General features: G+C 70.1%; 15 protein-coding genes, 2 tRNA genes and 1 pseudogene. 6 read left to right on the top strand and 12 right to left on the bottom strand.

Annotation, left to right across the window (positions count from 1 at the left end; translation table 11 throughout):
• Positions 1-356: 356 nt before the first annotated feature.
• Positions 357-755, bottom strand: coding sequence for an NUDIX domain-containing protein (locus tag MRQ36_RS12855; protein ID WP_242801067.1), 399 nt, complete (start codon positions 753-755; stop codon positions 357-359).
• A gap of 1050 nt (positions 756-1805) precedes the next feature.
• Between MRQ36_RS12855 and MRQ36_RS12850 the strand changes: the two genes are divergently transcribed.
• Positions 1806-2609, top strand: coding sequence for a site-specific integrase (locus MRQ36_RS12850; protein ID WP_242795345.1), 804 nt, complete (start codon positions 1806-1808; stop codon positions 2607-2609).
• A 43-nt stretch (positions 2610-2652) separates the two neighbouring features.
• On the opposite strand, the gene MRQ36_RS12845 is transcribed toward MRQ36_RS12850, so the two are convergent.
• The 6 genes and pseudogenes from MRQ36_RS12845 to gyrB all read right to left on the bottom strand — a co-directional run bounded on the left by MRQ36_RS12845 (position 2653) and on the right by gyrB (position 8671).
• Positions 2653-2728: transfer RNA gene (locus tag MRQ36_RS12845), tRNA-Ala, on the bottom strand.
• Between the two features lie 36 nt (positions 2729-2764).
• Positions 2765-2893, bottom strand: a complete 129-nt coding sequence (locus MRQ36_RS12840; protein WP_217428834.1) for a DLW-39 family protein — start codon at positions 2891-2893, stop codon at positions 2765-2767.
• Between the two features lie 43 nt (positions 2894-2936).
• Positions 2937-3010: transfer RNA gene (locus tag MRQ36_RS12835), tRNA-Ile, on the bottom strand.
• A 152-nt stretch (positions 3011-3162) separates the two neighbouring features.
• Positions 3163-4072, bottom strand: a pseudogene (locus MRQ36_RS12830) (DUF3566 domain-containing protein).
• Between the two features lie 3 nt (positions 4073-4075).
• Positions 4076-6595 (bottom strand): DNA gyrase subunit A, encoded by a 2520-nt coding sequence (gene gyrA, locus MRQ36_RS12825; protein WP_242795343.1) that lies wholly within the window; start codon positions 6593-6595, stop codon positions 4076-4078.
• A gap of 129 nt (positions 6596-6724) precedes the next feature.
• Positions 6725-8671: a DNA topoisomerase (ATP-hydrolyzing) subunit B gene (gene gyrB / locus MRQ36_RS12820; protein WP_242795340.1), complete on the bottom strand. Its 1947-nt coding sequence runs from the start codon at positions 8669-8671 to the stop codon at positions 6725-6727.
• A gap of 568 nt (positions 8672-9239) precedes the next feature.
• Here gyrB and MRQ36_RS12815 point away from each other — a divergent pair.
• Positions 9240-9794: a hypothetical protein gene (locus tag MRQ36_RS12815; RefSeq protein ID WP_242795337.1), complete on the top strand. Its 555-nt coding sequence runs from the start codon at positions 9240-9242 to the stop codon at positions 9792-9794.
• A 51-nt stretch (positions 9795-9845) separates the two neighbouring features.
• Here the strand turns inward: MRQ36_RS12815 and MRQ36_RS12810 are convergent, their stop codons facing one another.
• From MRQ36_RS12810 to dnaA, 5 genes are all read right to left on the bottom strand, one after another.
• Positions 9846-10547: a DUF721 domain-containing protein gene (locus MRQ36_RS12810; RefSeq protein ID WP_242795335.1), complete on the bottom strand. Its 702-nt coding sequence runs from the start codon at positions 10545-10547 to the stop codon at positions 9846-9848.
• Positions 10537-11670, bottom strand: coding sequence for a DNA replication/repair protein RecF (gene recF / locus MRQ36_RS12805; RefSeq protein WP_242795333.1), 1134 nt, complete (start codon positions 11668-11670; stop codon positions 10537-10539). The genes MRQ36_RS12810 and recF overlap by 11 nt, the downstream gene beginning before the upstream one ends.
• Positions 11671-11686: 16 nt before the next feature.
• Positions 11687-12559, bottom strand: a complete 873-nt coding sequence (gene gnd, locus MRQ36_RS12800; RefSeq protein WP_242795331.1) for a phosphogluconate dehydrogenase (NAD(+)-dependent, decarboxylating) — start codon at positions 12557-12559, stop codon at positions 11687-11689.
• Between the two features lie 39 nt (positions 12560-12598).
• Positions 12599-13732, bottom strand: a complete 1134-nt coding sequence (gene dnaN, locus MRQ36_RS12795) for a DNA polymerase III subunit beta (protein ID WP_242795329.1) — start codon at positions 13730-13732, stop codon at positions 12599-12601.
• A 762-nt stretch (positions 13733-14494) separates the two neighbouring features.
• The gene (gene dnaA, locus MRQ36_RS12790) at positions 14495-16321 is read right to left on the bottom strand and encodes a chromosomal replication initiator protein DnaA (protein WP_374251120.1); all 1827 of its coding nucleotides are present in this window, start codon (positions 16319-16321) and stop codon (positions 14495-14497) included.
• A 668-nt stretch (positions 16322-16989) separates the two neighbouring features.
• Here dnaA and rpmH point away from each other — a divergent pair.
• Genes rpmH through yidC form a run of 4 tightly spaced genes read left to right on the top strand, consistent with a single transcriptional unit; the run spans position 16990 to position 18852 of the window.
• A complete protein-coding gene (gene rpmH / locus MRQ36_RS12785; protein ID WP_007073824.1) occupies positions 16990-17127 on the top strand; it encodes a 50S ribosomal protein L34 in 138 nt (45 codons plus the stop codon).
• Positions 17128-17161: 34 nt separating this feature from the next.
• A complete protein-coding gene (gene rnpA, locus MRQ36_RS12780; protein WP_242795324.1) occupies positions 17162-17578 on the top strand; it encodes a ribonuclease P protein component in 417 nt (138 codons plus the stop codon).
• Positions 17579-17622: 44 nt separating this feature from the next.
• A complete protein-coding gene (gene yidD / locus MRQ36_RS12775) occupies positions 17623-17862 on the top strand; it encodes a membrane protein insertion efficiency factor YidD (RefSeq protein ID WP_242795321.1) in 240 nt (79 codons plus the stop codon).
• A 3-nt stretch (positions 17863-17865) separates the two neighbouring features.
• Positions 17866-18852, top strand: a complete 987-nt coding sequence (yidC, locus tag MRQ36_RS12770) for a membrane protein insertase YidC (RefSeq protein ID WP_242795318.1) — start codon at positions 17866-17868, stop codon at positions 18850-18852.
• The last annotated feature ends 194 nt before the right edge of the window (positions 18853-19046 follow it).

The raw sequence follows: 19046 nt of genomic DNA, 5'->3' as shown, positions 1-19046 counted from the left end.
CTCGTCGCGGGGGCATTCGGACCGCCGTGGTGACAGTCGTCGTGATCCTGCTGATCTCCGTGGTGGCGACGTGTGGATTGCTCGGCCTCTTCCTCTGGGCGCAGCCCCACCGTCCAGGTCCCGATCCCGTGCCGTGGCCGATCGAGGAGACCGCAAGCACCGGCTCCGACCCGTCTCCGGCCGCCTCGCCGTGGGGAGTTGGCCCAGGTGCCGGCGCGGGTGGCTAGCCGCGGGCTCTTCGAGCAGCTGTAAGCGGCAGCCGGGCCTGCTCGATATGTCGACTGCCGTCGGTTCCCGCTGCTGTCTGTCAACCGGTTCGGCTGTACGTCAAGCCCGTAGTTGGCCAGGATCACTGGTCAACGAAGACGGGCCGTCTGGTGTAGGTGGTCGAAGATGATCTGGTCGACTGGGGAGACGCGGTGGCGGTCGGCGTGGGTCAACCAGACGATCTCCTCGATCTCACTGGCCGGCTGCAGCGTGCCTTGGTAGTCGGCGGAATAGCAGGTCATTCGCACGATCGTGCCGTCAGGGTGTCCGTGAGCCTGAGCGTCGAAGGTCCCAACGTGTTCGGCGGTGTCGACAGCGATGCTGACGCTCAGTTCTTCCCGGATCTCACGAGTCAGGGTGGCCATGTCGCTCTCACCCGGTTCACGCTTGCCGCCGGGAATGTAGTAGACGTCCTTGCCCCGTGAGCGGGAACTCAGGATCGCGCCGTCCTCCAGCCGAATCCAGGCGATCTTGTCGATGACGGTCACGTCAGGCTTCATCGCAGTCACCGTGCGAGACTACGCAACCGAGCCCTGGCAGCCGGATCGGACTGACTGCACCCGCGTGACCTGCGGTACGCCTTCGCCACGTGCCTGCTCGACCAGGGCGGGAGGGGACGGCGTGACCGCTTGGCTGTACTCGGGACCGATGCCGTCCGCCTGGTCCTGGTCCTCAAGCGCTCGGCAACTCGATCGGTCCCGTCCCGTTCGGTCCAGTCCGCCCCGGTGGCTCCCAAACTGTCAACATGGGAGTGGTCGATCTAGCCGACTTGGCTGCTAGCGCTTCACAAACCTCTTCCAGGCCACGCCGGCCGCACCGGTGACAAAAGACGCTGCGGTCAGCGCTACTGCGACCGGATGCGGCACCGATGGAAACCACGCTGACGTATACAGGACGACGGCGCCACCGCCCAGGGCGACGGAGCCGCCTGTACGAGTCGGTCGGGGTGGCGACTGTCGGCTCTTGAAGACGAGTCCCTCCTGAAATAGCCACGGGACACGCCGCGTGACGATTATTCCGATGCCTAGAGCTATGCCAGTGATGCCGAAAAGCACAAAGCCCCACACGACGGGGACAGGCGGGAATGTTGACGGGGTGAGCACGGCGTGATCTTTACATGCCTGAATTTCAGTGGCTACCCCGACTGCGCGGCGAGATCGGCGTTGCCCCAACCGGTACCTGACCCCGGCGTTCTCCCCCCTGCGGGTGACAGCGGGGTCAACGGCATGCTCGCTTCAGCGGATCTCCTCGTCGGGCAGTCGTCAGACCGTCCAGCCTCCCCGGACGGGGGCCAGGTGGAGCGCCCTGCCGGACGAACGACCTGGCCCCCGTCCGGGGAGGCGGGTAGCCCTTGTGGTGCCCGGCGAGGTGAGCCGCGGCGGCATCTCTGAGGAGGGTCGGGGTTCGGGGCGGAGCCCCGAGGTCTTCATGGTCTGGTCGTTCCAAAGCATTGCCGGCCGGCCCGGCCGATGCCGGCCGGAGGTCGCCAGCAGGCCGGGCCGGGCCGGCGCGGCCCGCTTGCGGGCCGCCTTGATCGGTTGACGCCTCGGGACGTGCAGCGGTTCCTGACCGGACTCCGGGGCAAGCTCGCGCCGGCCGGCATCATCAAGGTGCACGCCGTCCTGCGCGTCGCCCTGGCCGACGCTGAACGGATGGACCTGGTGCCGCGCAACGTCGCCAAGGCCGCCAAGCCGCCGGCTCTCGGCCGGACCGAACGGCGCGCGTTGACGCCTGAGGAAGCCAAGACGTTGCTGTCGGCCCTGACCGGGGACCGGCTCGAATCGCTGTTCGTCCTGACGCTGGCGACCGGGCTGCGGCGGGCTGAGCTGTTGGGTCTCCGGTGGTCGGACGTGGACCTGCCGAGACGGGCGCAGTTCGTTCGGCAGACGCTCCAGCGGACGGATCACGGGTTGGAGTTCGTGCCACCGAAGACGCACCGGTCGAGTCGTCCTCTGCCGCTGTCGGCTCTGGCCGTTCGGGCGTTGGAGGCACAGCGGGTACGCCAGGCCAAGGAACGGCTCGCGGCCGGTGAGCTGTGGACGGATCTGGGCCTGGTCTTCGCCAGCACCATCGGCACCGGGATGGAGCCGCGGAACGTCAACCGGCGCTTCGACCAGCTCCGCGCGGCGGCCGGGCTGGAGTGGCTGCACCTGCACGACCTGCGGCACGCGTTCGCCACGTTCCTGCTCGACCAGGGCGAGGAGCTGCGAACGGTGATGGAGCTGCTCGGGCACTCCACGATCCGCATGACGGCCGACACCTACGGGCACGTCCTGCCGGCGCGGGCTCGTCAGGCTGCCTCGGCCATCGACCGGGTGCTGGGCGAGGAGGGGACGGCGTGACCGCTTGGCTGTACTCGGGACCGAGGTCAACCGGTGGAAGTGCTGGTGGAGCCCAGGGGACTCGAACCCCTAACCCCTGCCTTGCAAAGGCAGTGCTCTGCCAGTTGAGCTAGGGCCCCGAAAGGCGGACGGAGCCGCCCGGTGCTGGCGGACGCTCAGCGCAGGTCGGGGGCGGTGGTCGCCTCGTGCCACAGGGCGCGCTCGTCGTTCGACGACTTGACCTTCTTGGCCACGACGGCGGCCACTCCGACGATGCCGGCCAGGATCAGCAGCTTCTTGAACATTGGGGCGACCCCTCGCGCTCGACTACCGTCGGACGATGTGCGGTGGGGCTAGCTGGAATCGAACCAGCGACCTCAGAGTTATCAGCTCTGCGCTCTAACCGACTGAGCTATAGCCCCGCGTTGGCGACGAGCAAGGTTAACCCATCGCCTCGTCCGCCCCCAAATCGGGGTGGCCGTGGCGAACCCCTCGCCCGCACGAGTCGAACCTACCCGGATACGCGACACCGGGGCGACCGCTTTACGCGGTGCCCCGGTGTCGGAGGATCAGTTCAGTCCCGCTCGGCGAGCGTCAGCTCGATCCCGCCGACCAGGTCGGCGCAGACGTTGTAGACGAACGCGCCGAGGGTGGCCAGCGCGGTGAAGAGCACCACGTTGACCAGGCCGATCAGCGCCGAGCTGAGAATCACGCCCTTGGCGGTGATCCGGAAGCCGTTGGCACCCTGCCCACCGCCGGCGCTCACCAGGTCGGTCAGGCTGTCGTTGACACTCTTGAACACGCCCATCGCGTCCAGGGCGAGATAGAGCACCGAGGTGGCGACGACCACGACGATGAAGAGCACCACCGAGACCGCGAAGGCGAACTTCATCACCGACCACGGGTCGATCCGCTTGAGGTTCAGCCGGGCCCGGCGCGGCCCGCGGGACGCCGCCGAGCTGACCGAGGTACGCGCAGCGCGTACCGCCTCACCCACGCGGGCGGCCCCGACGGCCGCCGCGCCGCTGATCCCCGGCGGCAGGCCCCCACCGTTCGCGGGCGCCCCCGGCCGGGCGGGCACCGTCCGCCGACGGAGCGGCGGCGGTCCCGGCACCGGTCACCCGGGGCTGGGTGCCCGTGGTGCCGCTCGACGGCCGGGTGGCAGCCCCGGCCTTGACGGGCTGGGTGGTCGCCGGCTTCGCCGCGGACACGGCCGGGGCGGCCAGGCCGTCGGCGGAGGTCGGCGCGTCGATCCGCGTCTTGTCGGGCGACTCGTCGCTCGCCCCCGATTCCTCACCCGGTGTCTCCGGCGGCGGCACCATGCCGGGGGCCCGGGTGAACTTCGGGGCAGGCGCGTCGGCGGGGACGGTGGCCCGGCCCACGGCCGCGCGGCCGGTCGCTGGTGTGCCGCCCTTTGCGGCCTCCTCGTCGACCGGGTTGGCCGAGGTCCCCTTGTTCCCCGACTTCGCCTGTGTCTCCGTCATCAACTAGTCCTGTTCGTCAGGCTCGTCGGCATTGCGAGCAATCGCCACGATAGTCACGCCGTCCGGGAGGTCCATCAGCTTGACCCCCATTGTGTTCCGGTCACGCGTACGGCGTACAGGCTTCACCGGAGTCCGGATGACACCACCGTTACTGGTGATCGCGAACAACTCGTCGTCCGGATCGATCACCACCGCGCCGACCAGACCACCGCGTCGCTCGGTGATCTTCGCAGTCAGCACGCCCTTACCTCCCCGGCCCTGGACCGGGTATTCCTCGATCGGGGTACGTTTCGCATATCCCCCGTTCGTGGCGACCAGCACGTCCAGGCCCTCCCGGACGACCTCCATCGCCAGCAGGACGTCGTCCTCGCTGAACCGCATGCCGATCACACCCGAGGTGGCCCGGCCCATCGGCCGCAGCGCCTCGTCGGTGGCGTTGAAGCGGATCGCCTGGGCGTTCTTGGAGACCAGCAGCAGATCGTCCTCCGGGCCCACCAGGGCAGCACCGACCAGCTCGTCCTCATCGCGCAGGTTGATCGCGATGATTCCGCCGGACCGGTTGGAGTCGAACTCCTCGAGCCGCGTCTTCTTCACCAGGCCGTTCTTCGTGGCCAGTACCAGGTAGGGAGCGACCTGGTAGTTCGGGATTTCGATGATCTGGGCGATCTGCTCGTCTGCTTGGAAGGCGAGCAGGTTGGCCACGTGCTGGCCCTTGGCCACCCTACTGGCCTCGGGAAGCTCGTACGCCTTGGCCCGGTAGACCCGACCCTTGTTCGTGAAGAACAGCATCCAGTCGTGGGTAGAGCATACGAAGAAGTGGCTGACGATGTCGTCCTGCCGGAGCGTCGCCCCGCTGACGCCCTTGCCGCCCCGCCGCTGCGAGCGGTAGAGGTCGACCTTGGTGCGCTTGGCGTACCCGGTGCGGGTGATGGTGACGACCACGTCCTCGCGGGCGATCAGGTCCTCCATCGAGACCTCGCCGTCGAACGGGATGATCTTCGTACGCCGCTCGTCGCCCCACTTCGCGACGATCTCGCCGAGCTCCTCGGAGACGATCTTCCGCTGCCGCTCCGGCTTGGCCAGGATGTCCTTCAGGTCGGCGATCTCGATCTCGAGCTTGGTGAGGTCGTCGATGATCCGCTGCCGCTCCAGGGCGGCCAGGCGGCGCAGCTGCATGTCCAGGATCGCGGTCGCCTGGATCTCGTCGATCTCCAGCAGCCGGATCAGGCCCTGCCGGGCGTCCTCCACCGTCGGCGAACGCCGGATCAGCGCGATGACCTCGTCGAGGGCGTCCAGCGCCTTGGCCAGACCGCGCAGGATGTGCGCCCGCTCCTCCGCCTTGCGCAGCCGGAACGCGGTCCGCCGGCGGATCACGTTGATCTGGTGCTCGACGTAGTAGCGGATGAACTGGGCCAGGTTGAGCGTCCGCGGCACCCCGTCGACCAGGGCCAGCATGTTGGCGCCGAACGTCTCCTGGAGCTGGGTGTGCTTGTAGAGGTTGTTCAGCACCACCTTGGCGACCGCGTCGCGCTTGAGCACCAGCACGATCCGCATGCCGGTACGCCCGGAGGACTCGTCCCGGATGTCGGCGATGCCGGCGAGCTTGCCCTCCTTGATCAGCTCGGCGATCCGCTCGGCGAGGTTGTCCGGGTTGACCTGGTAGGGCAGCTCGCTGACCACCAGCGCGGGACGTCCCCGCTTGTCCTCCTCGACCTCCACCACCGCGCGCATCCGGATCGAGCCACGCCCGGTCCGGTACGCGTCCTGGATCGCCGACTGGCCCACGATCAGACCGTAGGTCGGGAAGTCCGGACCCTTGACGATCTCCAGCAGCGCCTCGAGGGTGGTCGCCTCGTCGACGTCCGGGTTCTCCAGGCACCACTGCACCGCCGCGCCGATCTCGCGCAGGTTGTGCGGCGGGATCTTGGTGGCCATGCCGACCGCGATGCCCTCGGACCCGTTGACCAGCAGGTTCGGGATCCGGGACGGCAGGATCGTCGGCTCCTTGGCCCGACCGTCGTAGTTGTCCTGCAGGTCGACGGTGTCCTCGTCGATGTCCCGCAGCATCTCCATCGCCAGCGGGTCGAGCTTGCACTCCGTGTAGCGCATCGCGGCAGCCGGATCGTTGCCGGGCGAGCCGAAGTTGCCGTTGCCGTCGACCAGCGGGTAGCGCAGCGACCAGGTCTGTGCCATCCGGACCAGCGCGTCATAGATCGCCGAGTCGCCGTGCGGGTGGAACTGACCCATCACGTCGCCGACGACCCGGGAGCACTTCACGTAGCCCCGGTCCGGCCGGTAGCCGGAGTCGTACATGGCATAGAGGATCTTGCGGTGGACCGGCTTGAGCCCGTCCCGGACGTCCGGCAGCGCCCGCCCGACGATGACGCTCATCGCGTAGTCGAGGTAGGAGCGCTGCATCTCCACCTCGAGCCCGACCGGTTCGATCCGGTCGTGCTGTACGACGGCGGCGATGGTCTCCGGGTTCTCCGGCTCGCTCGGGGTGGACTCGGGAGTATCGGTCACTGTTAACCCTTATCAGACTCAGAGTCGTTTTCGTGCTGTGGATAACCGCTGTGGAAAGCGGCCAAGCTGTGGATAACTCTGTGGACCGTCGGGCCGGCCGGTGGCTGCACCGCCGGCCCGGGCGGACCGTCAGATGTCGAGGAACCGAACGTCCTTGGCGTTGCGCTGGATGAACGAACGGCGCGCCTCGACGTCCTCACCCATCAGCACGCTGAACAGCTCGTCCGCGGTTGCCGCGTCGTCGAGGGTGACCTGGCGCAGCGTACGGGTGGCCGGGTTCATCGTGGTCTCCCACAGCTCGGGATAGTTCATCTCGCCGAGACCCTTGAACCGCTGGATGTCGTCCGGCTTGGCGTTGGGCTTCTTCTGCTGGCGCAGCGCGATCAGCCCGTCCCGCTCCCGGTCCGAGTACGCGTACTGGGCGTCGTCGCCCTTCTTGTTCCACTTGATCTTGTAGAGCGGCGGGGCTGCCAGGTAGACGTGGCCCAGCTCGACCAGCGGCCGCATGAAGCGGAACAGCAGGGTGAGCAGGAGCGTCTGGATGTGCTGGCCGTCGACGTCGGCGTCGGCCATCAGCACGATCTTGTGGTAGCGCAGCTTCTCGATGTCGAAGTCGTCGTGGATGCCGGTGCCCAGGGCGGTGATCAGCGCCTGGACCTCGTTGTTCTTCAGCACCCGGTCGATCCGGGCCTTCTCCACGTTGAGGATCTTGCCGCGGATCGGCAGGATCGCCTGGACCCGTGGGTCGCGCCCCTGCTTCGCCGAGCCGCCCGCCGAGTCGCCCTCGACGATGAAGACCTCGGACTCGCGCGGGTCGGTGGACTGGCAGTCGGCCAGCTTGCCCGGCATCGACCCGGACTCCAGCAGCGACTTGCGCCGGGCCAGCTTCCGCGCCTGCTGCGCGGCGATCCGGGCCCGGGCCGCCTGGGACGCCTTCTGGATGATCGTCTTGGCCTCGGCCGGATTCCGGTCGAACCAGTCGACCAGCCGGTCGTTGCAGACCCGCTGCACGAAGCTCTTGACCGGGGTGTTGCCCAGCTTGGTCTTGGTCTGACCCTCGAACTGCGGGTTGGTCAGCTTGACCGAGATGATCGCCGCCAGGCCCTCGCGGATGTCCTCGCCGGAGAGCTTCTCGTCGCCCTTGAGCAGCTTCTTCTCCGCGCCGTAGCGGTTGACGACGCTGGTCAGCGCGGACCGGAAGCCCTCCTCGTGGGTGCCGCCCTCGTGGGTGTTGATGTTGTTGGCGAAGGTGTAGACCGACTCGCCGTACGACTCGTTCCACTGCATGGCGATCTCGAGCGACATGCCCTCCTCCTCGGCGCCGAACTCGACCACGGTCTTGTGGATCGGGTTCTTCGAGGCGTTGAGGTGCCGGACGAAGTCGGCGATGCCGCCCTCGTAGTGGAAGGTGACCTCGCGGAGCTTGCCCTCCTCGCCCTCCGGGACCCGCTCGTCGAGCAGGTGGATGGTGAGGCCGCGGGTCAGGAAGGCCATCTCCTGGAGCCGGCGGTAGATCGTCTGGAAGTCGAACTCGACGGTCTCGAAGACGTCCGGGTCGGGCCAGAAGGAGACCGCCGAACCGGTCCCGTCCGTCGGCTCGCCCTTCTCCAGCGGGGTCGGCTTGGAGTGGTCGTACTGCTGCCGCCAGTAGAAGCCGGACTTCTGGATCTCCACGGCCATCCTGGTGGAGAGGGCGTTCACCACGGAGACGCCGACGCCGTGCAGACCGCCGGAGACCGCGTACGCCTTGCCGTCGAACTTGCCGCCCGCGTGCAGCACGGTCAGCGCGACCTCGACACCCGGCTTCTTCAGCTTCGGGTGCAGGTCGACCGGGAAGCCACGGCCGTTGTCGGTGACCCGGACGCCGCCGTCGGCCAGCAGCACCACGTCGATGGTGTCGCAGTAGCCGGCTATCGCCTCGTCCACCGCGTTGTCCACGACCTCCCACACGAGGTGGTGCAGGCCGCGCTCGCCGGTGGACCCGATGTACATACCGGGCCGCTTCCGGACGGCCTCCAGCCCCTCGAGAACGGTGATCGACTCGGCGCCGTACTCCTGCTTGTCCTGCGCTGCCACCCTCGGCCACTTTCTCGCGCCGACCGCGCCGAGGCGCGGGGGCGCGGGTTCGGCGGACAGGACGCGACGTCGGCGCACGGACCGGCCCGGAACTCCAGGTCACGGATCTCGTACGCCGGTCGCCGCGGTTGCCCGCGGATCGCGATCGGCGGGACCTGACCCGGTACAATGATCAAGGGCCCTGGGGGGCCCGTGTCCGTCGCTCCGTGTCGGGTCGTCGTCTCGCGTCCAATCTTACTGTGCGCGCACGACAGAACCGCCACTCGGCACCCCCGCAAGGCGTCTGAGAACTCCGTAGCGGCCCGAATCCTGCTGTCTGCGACTCCCCCTACACGCCACGGAGGGCTTCCGGTAGCGGTGCGGCGTCAGACGCGTTCCGACCGCTCGTGATCCCCGGGCCTGGCCGGGCACCGGATCGACACCCCGGCACGGCCCCTCGGGGGTCGCGTCGAACGCCGGTGTGCCGTACCTTTGCGGCGCCCACCGCCGCCGGTCTTGATCTTTCCCGGGTCGAACCGGGACGATCGACCCGACCGGTCCGACAACGTGCTGTAAGAGGTGACGCCAGATGGGGCTGGACAATGTGGCGGTGCACTGGCCGCGTACCGGCCGCTTCTACGACCCGGTCGCACCGGCCGAGTTCGTGGACTTCGGCGAGATCGTCGACATGCCGCGGATCTCGGCGCCCACCGCGGCGCTCGCCGAACTGATCGCGAAGACGGGCACGGTGCGGGCGACCGCGTACACGGAACTGGTGGACCTGATCCTCGGCCTGGAAAATGTGCTCTACGCCACTGAGGCGGCGGCGGAGGACGAGGATCCGGTGATCGACCCGGACGGTTGCGCCTGGATCGCCGGTGGGGTGGAGAAGTTCGTCGTCCAGCACCGGCCGTTCGGTGAGGCCGTGACGTTCGAGTCCGTCAGCGAGGTGCTGCGCTCGCTGCTGGGCGACGGGCGTCTGGCCGAGCAGCAGCTGCGCTGGCTGGACAGCCGGCTCGACGGGCTGCGCGACGAGAGCGGCGACCCACCGCAGTGGAACTTCACCTGCGCCGAGCTGAGCGTGCTGGCCGCCTTCTACCGACGCTGCGCGGACCGGGGCTTCGCCGTCTACGCCGACGCCTGACCGCCGGCCGCCGCTGCCGGCCGGATCGCGCCGGGAGCGGCGGCGGCCGGGTCAGCCGTAGGTGTCGCGCGGTCCGCGGCCCCGCACCCGTCGCGGCCCCCGCGACCAGGACGGTGCGGCCGGTCCGTGGATGTGCAGCTTGCGGACCACGTTGTGGCCCACCTCGCTGGCGATCTGCTTGAGCAGCGAGCCGGCCAGCAGCCGCAGCTGGGTGGCCCACGCGGTGGACCGGGCCTCCACGGTCAGCTCGCCGTTCTCCAGCTTCACCGGGCGGCTGTTCTGCGCCACCTCCGCGCCGACCACCCGCTCCCAGGCGCCGAAGACGGTCGCCTCGGCGGCCGGCTGCTGCCAGCCGCGCGCCTTGACCAGCCGCTCCAGGACCGCCCCGAGCAACTGCGGATCGCGCGGATCGGGGCCCGGGCCGGAATAGCCGCGCAGCCGCCGCTCGCCGCCGCCCTCGTTACCGACCGCGCTGCGCCTGCGGTTCTGGGCCGCCGCCTGCCGCCGCGCCTTCGCCGCGTCCAGCACCGCCCGGGCCAGCTCCGGCCCGGCCGCGCCCGCCGCGGCGTCGCCACCCGCTGCGGCAGGTCCGCCGGCCGCGGCGTCCCTGCCGGCCGCTCCGCCCGGCGCGCCGGCATCGACCGCGCGCCGGCCACCGGTCCGTTCCGCGCCGCCGCCCGTTCCGGCAGCAGGGGTACGTTCACCGCGTCCCGGCCCGAGCCGGGCCGGCGGGAGCAGGGGTTCATCCGACACGGCGTACCGTCCCCTCGCCGACCTCGTACCGGGCGCCGCGCAGGGCCGCCGGCACGTCGTCGTCCACCGCGCAGGTCACCAGCAGTTGACTCGCCCCGCCGACCAGTCCGGCCAGCCGCTCCCGGCGACCGGCGTCCAGCTCGGCGAAGACGTCGTCGAGGACCAGCACCGGTTCGATCCCGTCGGCGCGCAGCAGGTCGTACGCGGCCAGGCGCAGGGCCAGCGCGTACGACCAGGACTCGCCGTGGCTGGCGTACCCCTTGGCGGGCAGCGGGCCCAGGGTGAGCGCCAGGTCGTCCCGGTGCGGACCGACCAGGGTGGTGCCGCGTTCGATCTCCGCCGACCGGGACTCGGCCAGCGCGGTGGTCAACGCCTCGACCAGCGTGGCCCGGTCCACCGTCGGGTCGGGCAGCTCCACCGACGGCCGGTACGCGATCCCCGCCGCGCCCTTCCCGGCCGCCACCGCGTCGTACGCCTTCGCGACGTGCGGGGTCAGCGCGGCGACGAGTTCCAGCCGGCCGGCGAGCAGTTCCGCGCCGTGCTGCGCGAGGTGGGCGTCCCAGACCGCGAGGGTCGACAGGTCCCCACCCCGCGACCCGCCCGTCTTCCGGGCCAGGTACGCGGTCCGCAGCAGGGCGTTGCGCTGCTTGATCACCCGCTCGTAGTCGGCGCGCACGCCGGCGTACCGGGGCTGGCGGGTGACGAGCAGGTCGTCGAGGTAGCGGCGGCGCTCGGCCGGGTCGCCACGGACGAGTTCCAGGTCCTCCGGGGCGAAGAGCACCAGCCGCAGGGCGCCGAGCACGTCCCGGGCCCGGCGGGCGGGGGATCGTCCCAGTCGGGCCCGGTTGGCCTTGCCCGGGACGATCTCCAGCTCGATCAGCAGTTCCCGGCTGTCGTGCACCACCGCGCAGCGGATCACCGCCGAGGCGGCACCCAGCCGGACGAGGGGGGCGTCCGTGGCGACCCGGTGGGAGTCCAGGGTCGCCACGTAGCCCAACGCCTCGACCAGGTTGGTCTTGCCGACGCCGTTGGCGCCGATGAGCACGTTCGGACCGGGGTCGAGGTCGACGCCGACCCGCTCGTAGGAGCGGAAGTCGACCAGTTCGAGCCGGCGGACGTACACAGGTTGTGGATACCGCTCAGCGCTTGTGGACGGCGTGCCCGCCGAACTGCTGGCGCAGCGCGGCGACAGCCTTCATGGCGGGCGACTCGTCCTGCCGCGAGGCGAACCGGGCGAAGAGGGAGGCGGTGATGACGTTCAGCGGGACGGCCAGCCGGACCGCCTCGTCGACCGTCCAGCGGCCCTCGCCGGTGTCCTCGGTGTAGCTGCTCAGCTCGGCCAGTTCCGGGTCCTCGTCGAGGGCCCGGTCCAGCAGGTCGAGCAGCCAGGAGCGGACCACGGTGCCCTCGCGCCAGGATTTGAAGACGCCGGGCACGTTCGTCACCAGCTCGGACTTCGACAGCAGCTCGTAGCCCTCGGCGTAGGCGTGCATCAGGCCGTACTCGATGCCGTTGTGCACCATCTTCGCGTAGTGGCCGGCGCCGACCGGGCCGGCGTGCACGAACCCGAACTCGCCCGCCGGCTTGAGCGCCTCGAAGATCGGCATCAGCCGCTCGACGTGCTCCTGGGCGCCGCCGACCATCAGGGCGTAGCCGTTCTGCTTGCCCCAGACGCCGCCGGAGACCCCGGCGTCGAGGTAGCCGATGCCCTGTTCGTTCAGCCGCTCGGCGCGCGGGCCGTCGTCGCTGAACCGCGAGTTGCCGCCGTCGACGATGAGGTCGCCCTCGCCGAGCACCCCGGCGAGTTCGTCGATGGTGGCGTCGGTGACGCCGGCCGGAACCATGACCCACACCGCACGCGGCGCCTCGAGCTTCTCGGCCAGTTCGGCCAGACTCGCCACGTCGCTCAGCTGCGGATCGCGGTCGTAGCCCACCACCTCGTGCCCGGCGGCGCGCAACCGTTCGCGCATGTTGCCGCCCATCCGGCCGAGTCCTACCAGGCCGAGCTGCATCTGCTCCTACCTCCGTGCGTCGGGTCTTCTCCGGTGCGATCAGCGGGACACGCGGATCGGCATGATGAGGTATCGGTACCCCGGGATGACCTCGCCATCCTCACCCGCGGGAGAAATCACCGCCGGCTTGAACGCGTCGACGAACGCCAGCTGGGCGTACTGCGCGCCCAGGTTGTTCAGGCCGTCGATGAGGTATTGCGGGTTGAAGCCGATGGTCAGCGGGTCACCGGTGAAGGTGGCCTCCATGGCCTCGCTGGCCCGGGCCTCCTCGGTGCCACCGGCCTCGACGACCAGGCCGTCAGCGCTGAAGCTGAGCAGCACCGGCGTGGTCCGCTCGGCGACCAGCGCGACGCGCTTGACCACCTCGATCAGTGTGCTGACCGGGACCCGGGCCTCGGCGTTGTGGGTGGCCGGGAAGAGGGACCGCACCGGCGGGTAGTTGGCGCCGTCGAGCAGCCGGCTGGTGGTCCGGCGGGTGCCACCGGCGAAGCCGATCATGCCCTCGCCCGCGCCGCCCTGCGACAGGGCCATGGTGACCTGGCCGCCGAGCGGACCGAGCGCCTTCGCGGTGTCGTGCAGGGTACGCGCCGGCACCAGGGCGTTGATGCTGACGTCGGGGTCGTCCGGGCGCCACTCCATCTCGCGCAGCGCGAGGCGGTAGCGGTCGGTGGCGAGCATGGCGAGGGTGGTGCCGGTGAGCTCGATCCGGACGCCGGTCATCATCGGCAGGGTCTCGTCCCGGCCGGCGGCCACGGCGACCTGGGCGACGGCGGCGGCGAAGGCGGCCGCGTCGACGGTGCCGGCGCTCTCCGGCATCTCCGGGAGGCTGGGGTAGTCCTCGACCGGCATCGTGGGCAGGGTGAACCGGGCGCTGCCGCAGACCAGTTCGAGGTGGGCGCCGACGGCGGCGATGTCCACCGGCTTGGCCGGCAGGGCCTTGGTGATCTCGGCGAGCAGGCGGCCGGAGACGAGCGCGGCGCCGTCGGCGTCACCCTGCACCTCGACGGTGACCTGGCTGGAGACCTCGTAGTCGAAGCCGGAGACCTGGAGGTTGCCGTCGGTGACCCGGAGCATCACCCCGGCGAGCACCGGTACGGAAGGCCGGCTGGGCAGGCTCTTGGCGGTCCACGCGACCGCCTCGGCGAGCGCGTCGCGCTCCACTCGGAACTTCATCAATGCCTCCGCGTCGACGTCAGCGACAACTCTCTCATGCCGACCGCTGCCTGCCGTCCCGCCCGACCGTGCGGGTACCCATCGCACCTTAGGGCGCGCGGGCATCGGCTGTGCGCCCGACCCCGTGGATCCAGGTGCCGGGGTGACTGCCGACGGCAGCGCTCCGGCCCGATCCACAGGAAGTCCAACGGTGATGATTGGTTTTTGATTCTTTAGAAGAGATAACTCATCGTCTTCATCGCACCTGTGCAAACTGTGGAGAACTAGCGTCTGCGCAGGTCAGACAGGTTATCCACCGGTGGTTTGGCTGTGGAGAACCAGGGGTAAAACCCGTGGCCCGATCCACAGGCGGCGGCGGTCCCCAGGTTTCCCACAGTTGTCCACCGGTTGTCCACCGGTAATCCACCGGGTTTCTCCCCAACGCTGTGGACGAACGCGCCGGCCCCGGTCGACGTTGTCCCCAGAACCTTCAACAGCTCGCCCACAGGGACACCGTCTTCGGTGGACAACCGTGACGTTGTCCCCAGGCGTCCACAGCCTCGTCCCCAGGAGTTGTCCACAGTCTGTGGGTAACCGGTCTTGTGCGGAGCGTGGTTATCCACCGTTGTGGAACAGGGGATGTGGACAACCGGGTCGTGCTGTGGACGAACATGACACCGATGCTGGGGCCTCGACCCGGTCGAGGGTCAACTCCCGGGCCTCCGGAGGACACCAAAAAGCCCGGTCGGGAGATCCCGACCGGGCGACGACGTGTCGTACGACTCAGGTGTTCTGCTTGATCCGGTTGGTCAGCTCGGCGATCTGGTTGTAGAGCGAGCGCCGCTCGGCCATCTGCTGCCGGATCTTCCGGTCCGCGTGCATGACGGTGGTGTGGTCCCGGCCGCCGAAGGCCTGCCCGATCCGGGGCAGGGACAGCTCGGTCAGCTCCCGACACAGGTACATGGCGACCTGGCGGGCGTTGACCAGCACCCGGGAGCGGGACTGACCGCGCAGGTCCTCCAGGCTCACCCCGAAGTAGTCGGCGGTCGACGCCATGATCTGGTCGGCGTTGATCTCCGGGCCGGCGCCGTCGGGCATGAAGTCCCGCAGCACCTCCTCGGCCAGCGACAGCTCGACGCTCGAGCGGGTGAGGCTGGCGAACGCGGTGACCCGGATCAGCGCCCCCTCCAGCTCGCGGATCGAGTTCGACACCCGGGAGGCGATGAACTCCAGCACGTCCGGCGGGGCGTACATCCGCTCCTGCGCCGCCTTCTTCTGCAGGATCGCGATCCGGGTCTCCAGGTCCGGCGGCTGGATGTCGGCCAGCAGCCCCCACTCGAACCGGGTCCGCATCCGGTCCTCCAGGGTGGCCAGTTGGCGTGGCGACCGGTCGGAGGTGATCACGATCTGCTTGTTGGCGTTGTGCAGGGTGTTGAAGGTGTGGAAGAACTCCTCCTGGGTGCGCTCGCGGTTCTCCAGGAACTGGATGTCGTCGATCAGCAGGATGTCGACGTCGCGGTAGCGCCGCTGGAACGCGCTGGTCTTGTCGTCCCGGAGCGAGTTGATGAAGTCGTTGGTGAACTCCTCGGTCGAGACGTACCGGACCGAGCGGGCGTTGCCCAGCGTCGTGGCGTAGTGCCCGATGGCGTGCAGCAGGTGGGTCTTGCCCAGCCCCGAGTGCCCGTAGATGAACAGCGGGTTGTACGCCTTCGCCGGCGACTCGGCCACCGCGACGCTCGCCGCGTGCGCGAACCGGTTGGACGAGCCGATGACGAACGTCTCGAACATGTACTTGGGGTTGAGCCGGTTCCCGCCGCTCTCCGTACCCCCGGGGAGCCGCCGGTCGTCGCGGCCGCCCGGCCGGTGGTCCGAGCCGCTGCGACCCGGACCGCTGTCGGTGCCGCCGTCCCGGGGCAGGCCCCGCATCGGCTGCTGGTCCCGTGGCCCGGGATCCTCCCGGTAGCGCGGCTCGTAGCCTCGTGGGTCGGCGGAGGGCTGCTCGACCCGGGCGCGCTCGTCGAAGCCGCGGCGCTCGGGCGGTGCCGGTGGCCGGGCGGTCCGCGCCGGCTCGGCGAAGGCGGTGCCGAAGAGGGTGTCCTGACCGTCACGGCTGGTGGGGATCAGGTGCGACCTGCCGCCGTCGACCGCCGCGCGCTGGCGGGGTGCGGTCTCCTCGGCCGCCGGCTCGCCGCGCTCGTCCCGGTAGCTGGACTCGGCCGGGTAGCCCGACTCGTCGGGGAAGCGGCGGTCGGAGTAGTCGGGGGCGGGTCCGGACGGGTCGAAGCCGGGGAGCAGGTCCGGCTGGCCGTCGAGGTCGGCGGGCGCGGCCTCGGGGGCGCTGCGGTAGACGGTGCCGGCGGGGCGGCCGGCGGGGTCCTCGGCGACCCGGACGGTGACGGCGACCTGGATCGCACGACCGAACCGACGGCTGAGCGCCTCGGTGATCGCGGGCCGCAGCCGCGACTCGATCACGTCCCGGGTGAACGCGTCGGGGACGGAGAGCAGCGCGGTGTCCTCCACGATCGCGCGCAGCCGGGTCAGCCGCAGGTACGCCCGTTGTTGCGCGGAGATGATCTCGTCGGCGAGTTCGTCCGTGGTCGCCGTCCACACCGCGGCAAGGTCGGTCGCTCCGGTCACCGTCGTGCCACCCCCTCGCCTCTGCTCCGACCGCCGCTGCTGCCCACCGGCCGTCCCGGCCCGTCCACCGCGTCCCGATGGGGTGTACGTCACACCCTCCCGGACGGCCGACCGGTCGTCGTCCACAAGTTATCCACAGCCTGTGTGTACCGACCGATTGTGGCCGCCCACCGGACGCGGGTCGGACCTGCCCCCCTGGTTCGCGAGAGGCGCTGAAGCGGGTTCACCGTGCCGAACGATTCACTACCTGGTCCGGTCTTGCCTGTCAGCGACAACCCGGAGTACCGACGCTGACCGCAATCGGGCACGCTAACAGCGTGGACCCCACGCCATCAACCGTCGACGCGGTAGTGCCCTTGTCAACATCAGCGAAAACCGCCCCTTCGGTCGTGCTGCGCCGCTGGCCGGGGCCCGAGTGTGATGTTTGACGGTCGTTGCCCCCCTGCGTAGGCTGGAGCGGCTGCTCTCTCGCCCTCTGCTAGGGTGATGGGTGCTTGCTGTCCGCGGTCGTCTCCTCGCGCCGTCGAGGTCCCGCACCGCCCGGGCAGCACCGATCGGGGCCACCGCAGAGGTGGCCTGGACCACCACACGACCCCGGCGATCCCGTCGCGCGGGGCGCGTACGAAAACGGAGAGCCTGACGTGAGCAAGCGCACCTACCAGCCGAACAACCGCCGGCGCGCGAAGACCCACGGCTTCCGGCTGCGCATGCGCACCCGTGCCGGCCGCGCCATCCTTTCGACCCGTCGCGCCAAGGGCCGCGCCCGCCTGTCGGCCTGAGGCCGATCGGTCCGGTCCGGGGACGTGGGCAGTCGTGCTGGCCGCCGCACAGCGACTGCGGCGCAGTAACGACTTCGCCGCAGCGGTCCGCGGTGGGCGACGCGTCGGCCGAGGCGCCGTCGTGGTCCACCTGACCCTTCCCCGAGCCACGACCGGAGCTGCCGCGACAACCTCGCCGGAGCCGGCGCGGAACGTCGGTGCGGAGACATCCGTGCCGACCCGCGCCGGCTTCGTCGTGTCCAAGGCAGTCGGCAACGCGGTGGTCCGGAACACGGTCCGCCGTCGGCTGCGGCACCTGGTCCGCGAGCGGCTGCCCGGGCTCCCCGCCGGCAGCACCCTCGTCGTACGCGCGCTGCCGCCGGCCGCCGAGGCGTCGTACGCCCGACTCGGGGCCGACCTGGACGCCGCTCTCGCCGCCGCGCGGACGGCTCGGGACCGGCGGTCGCGGTGAGCGGCACGAGCGCCGCGCCGCGGCGGGGCTCTATCGGTGCCCGAGTGCTGATCGCCCCCGTCATCGCGTACCGTCGGTGGATAAGCCCGGCGCTGCCGGCCCGCTGTCGGTTCTACCCGTCGTGCAGTGCGTACGCCGTCGAGGCGCTGTCGCGGCACGGCGCGCTCCGGGGAGCCTGGCTGACGGTCCGACGGCTGTCGCGCTGCCACCCCTTTCACCCAGGTGGACACGACCCGGTGCCGGAGCCGGGCGGTCACCGCCGTGCCGATGTGACTGGAGCCTGAGAATTGTTCAGTCTTGACTGGGTCTACTACGCGATCTCGTGGATCCTGCTGACCTGGCACTCGGCCTGGAACGCCATCGGGGTGCCGGTCGACGCGGTGATCGGGACGAACTGGTCCTGGATCCTGGCCATCATCTTCCTGGTGGTCACGGTCCGGGTGATCCTGTTCCCGGTCTTCGTGAAGCAGATCAAGTCGCAGCGGGCCATGCAGGCGCTCCAGCCGAAGGTCAAGGAGCTCCAGGAGAAGCACAAGGGTGACCGGGAGACGCTCCAGAAGGAGATGATGGAGCTCTACCGGAAGGAAAAGGCCAACCCGCTGATGGGCTGCCTTCCGATGTTCCTCCAGATTCCGGTCTTCCTCGGCCTCTTCCACACGCTGCGGCGGCTCAGCCCGGACAAGAGCGAGGCCGGAAAGACCCTCTACGGCTGGACCGTCGAGCAGTTCAACAGCGCCGCGAACGCCAAGCTCTTCACCGCCCCGATCGCCGGCAAGTTCGGCTCCACCGCCGACGAGCTGGCCCGGCTGGGCGCCAGCGGGCACACCGTCAAGATCGTGGCCGGCATCCTGGTCGCGATCATGATTGCCACGACGTACCTGACCAGCCGGCAGATGATCCTCAAGACCGGCTGGGCAGAGGACCCGCAGCAGCGGATGGTCCAGCGGCTGATGCTCTACGGCATCCCGGTCTCGCTGCTGGTCTCCGGCTCGATCTTCCCGATCGGTGTGATCATCTACTGGGTCACCAACAACCTCTTCACCCTCGGCCAGCAGCAGTGGGTGCTGCGCAAGTTCCCGCCGCTGGTGACCGCCAAGACCGGCGCCGGGGCCCGCGCCGGAGCGCAGCCCGCCAAGACCGGTGGCCTGCTCGGTCGTAAGCCCGCCGCGCAGGTGCCCGCCGCCAAGCCGGCCGCCCCGAAGGTGGCCGGTCCGAAGCCGGGCGCGAAGCCGATGAACCCGAAGAAGAGCCGGCCCGCCAAGCGTCAGGGCTGAACCCCTGCGGGCCGCTGCCAGCTCGGCGGCGGCCCGGCTCCGGCACCGCGCAGCCACCGTACGGTCGGCGCCGGTCCGGAACCGCCGCGCGCAGCGCGGTCACGGGCGAGACTGGCCCGTACAGACGTGCCCGTGGGCACCGGCCGGACCTCCTGCCGGCCCCGGGAGACCAGCGGACCCGACGGTCCGGCCGA

The sequence above is a fragment of the Micromonospora sp. R77 genome, from assembly GCF_022747945.1.
In the GTDB taxonomy this organism is placed as follows: domain Bacteria; phylum Actinomycetota; class Actinomycetes; order Mycobacteriales; family Micromonosporaceae; genus Micromonospora.
This window is presented reverse-complemented; position numbering and strand designations above follow the sequence as displayed.

What these genes read in the sequence shown, in the direction of transcription:
- gnd (WP_242795331.1), bottom strand. Translation starts at nt 12,559, where the DNA reads ATGCAGCTCGGCCTGGTAGGACTCGGCCGGATGGGCGGCAACATGCGC.
- dnaN (WP_242795329.1), bottom strand. Translation starts at nt 13,732, where the DNA reads ATGAAGTTCCGAGTGGAGCGCGACGCGCTCGCCGAGGCGGTCGCGTGG.
- MRQ36_RS12840 (WP_217428834.1), bottom strand. Translation starts at nt 2,893, where the DNA reads ATGTTCAAGAAGCTGCTGATCCTGGCCGGCATCGTCGGAGTGGCCGCC.
- MRQ36_RS12815 (WP_242795337.1), top strand. Translation starts at nt 9,240, where the DNA reads ATGGGGCTGGACAATGTGGCGGTGCACTGGCCGCGTACCGGCCGCTTC.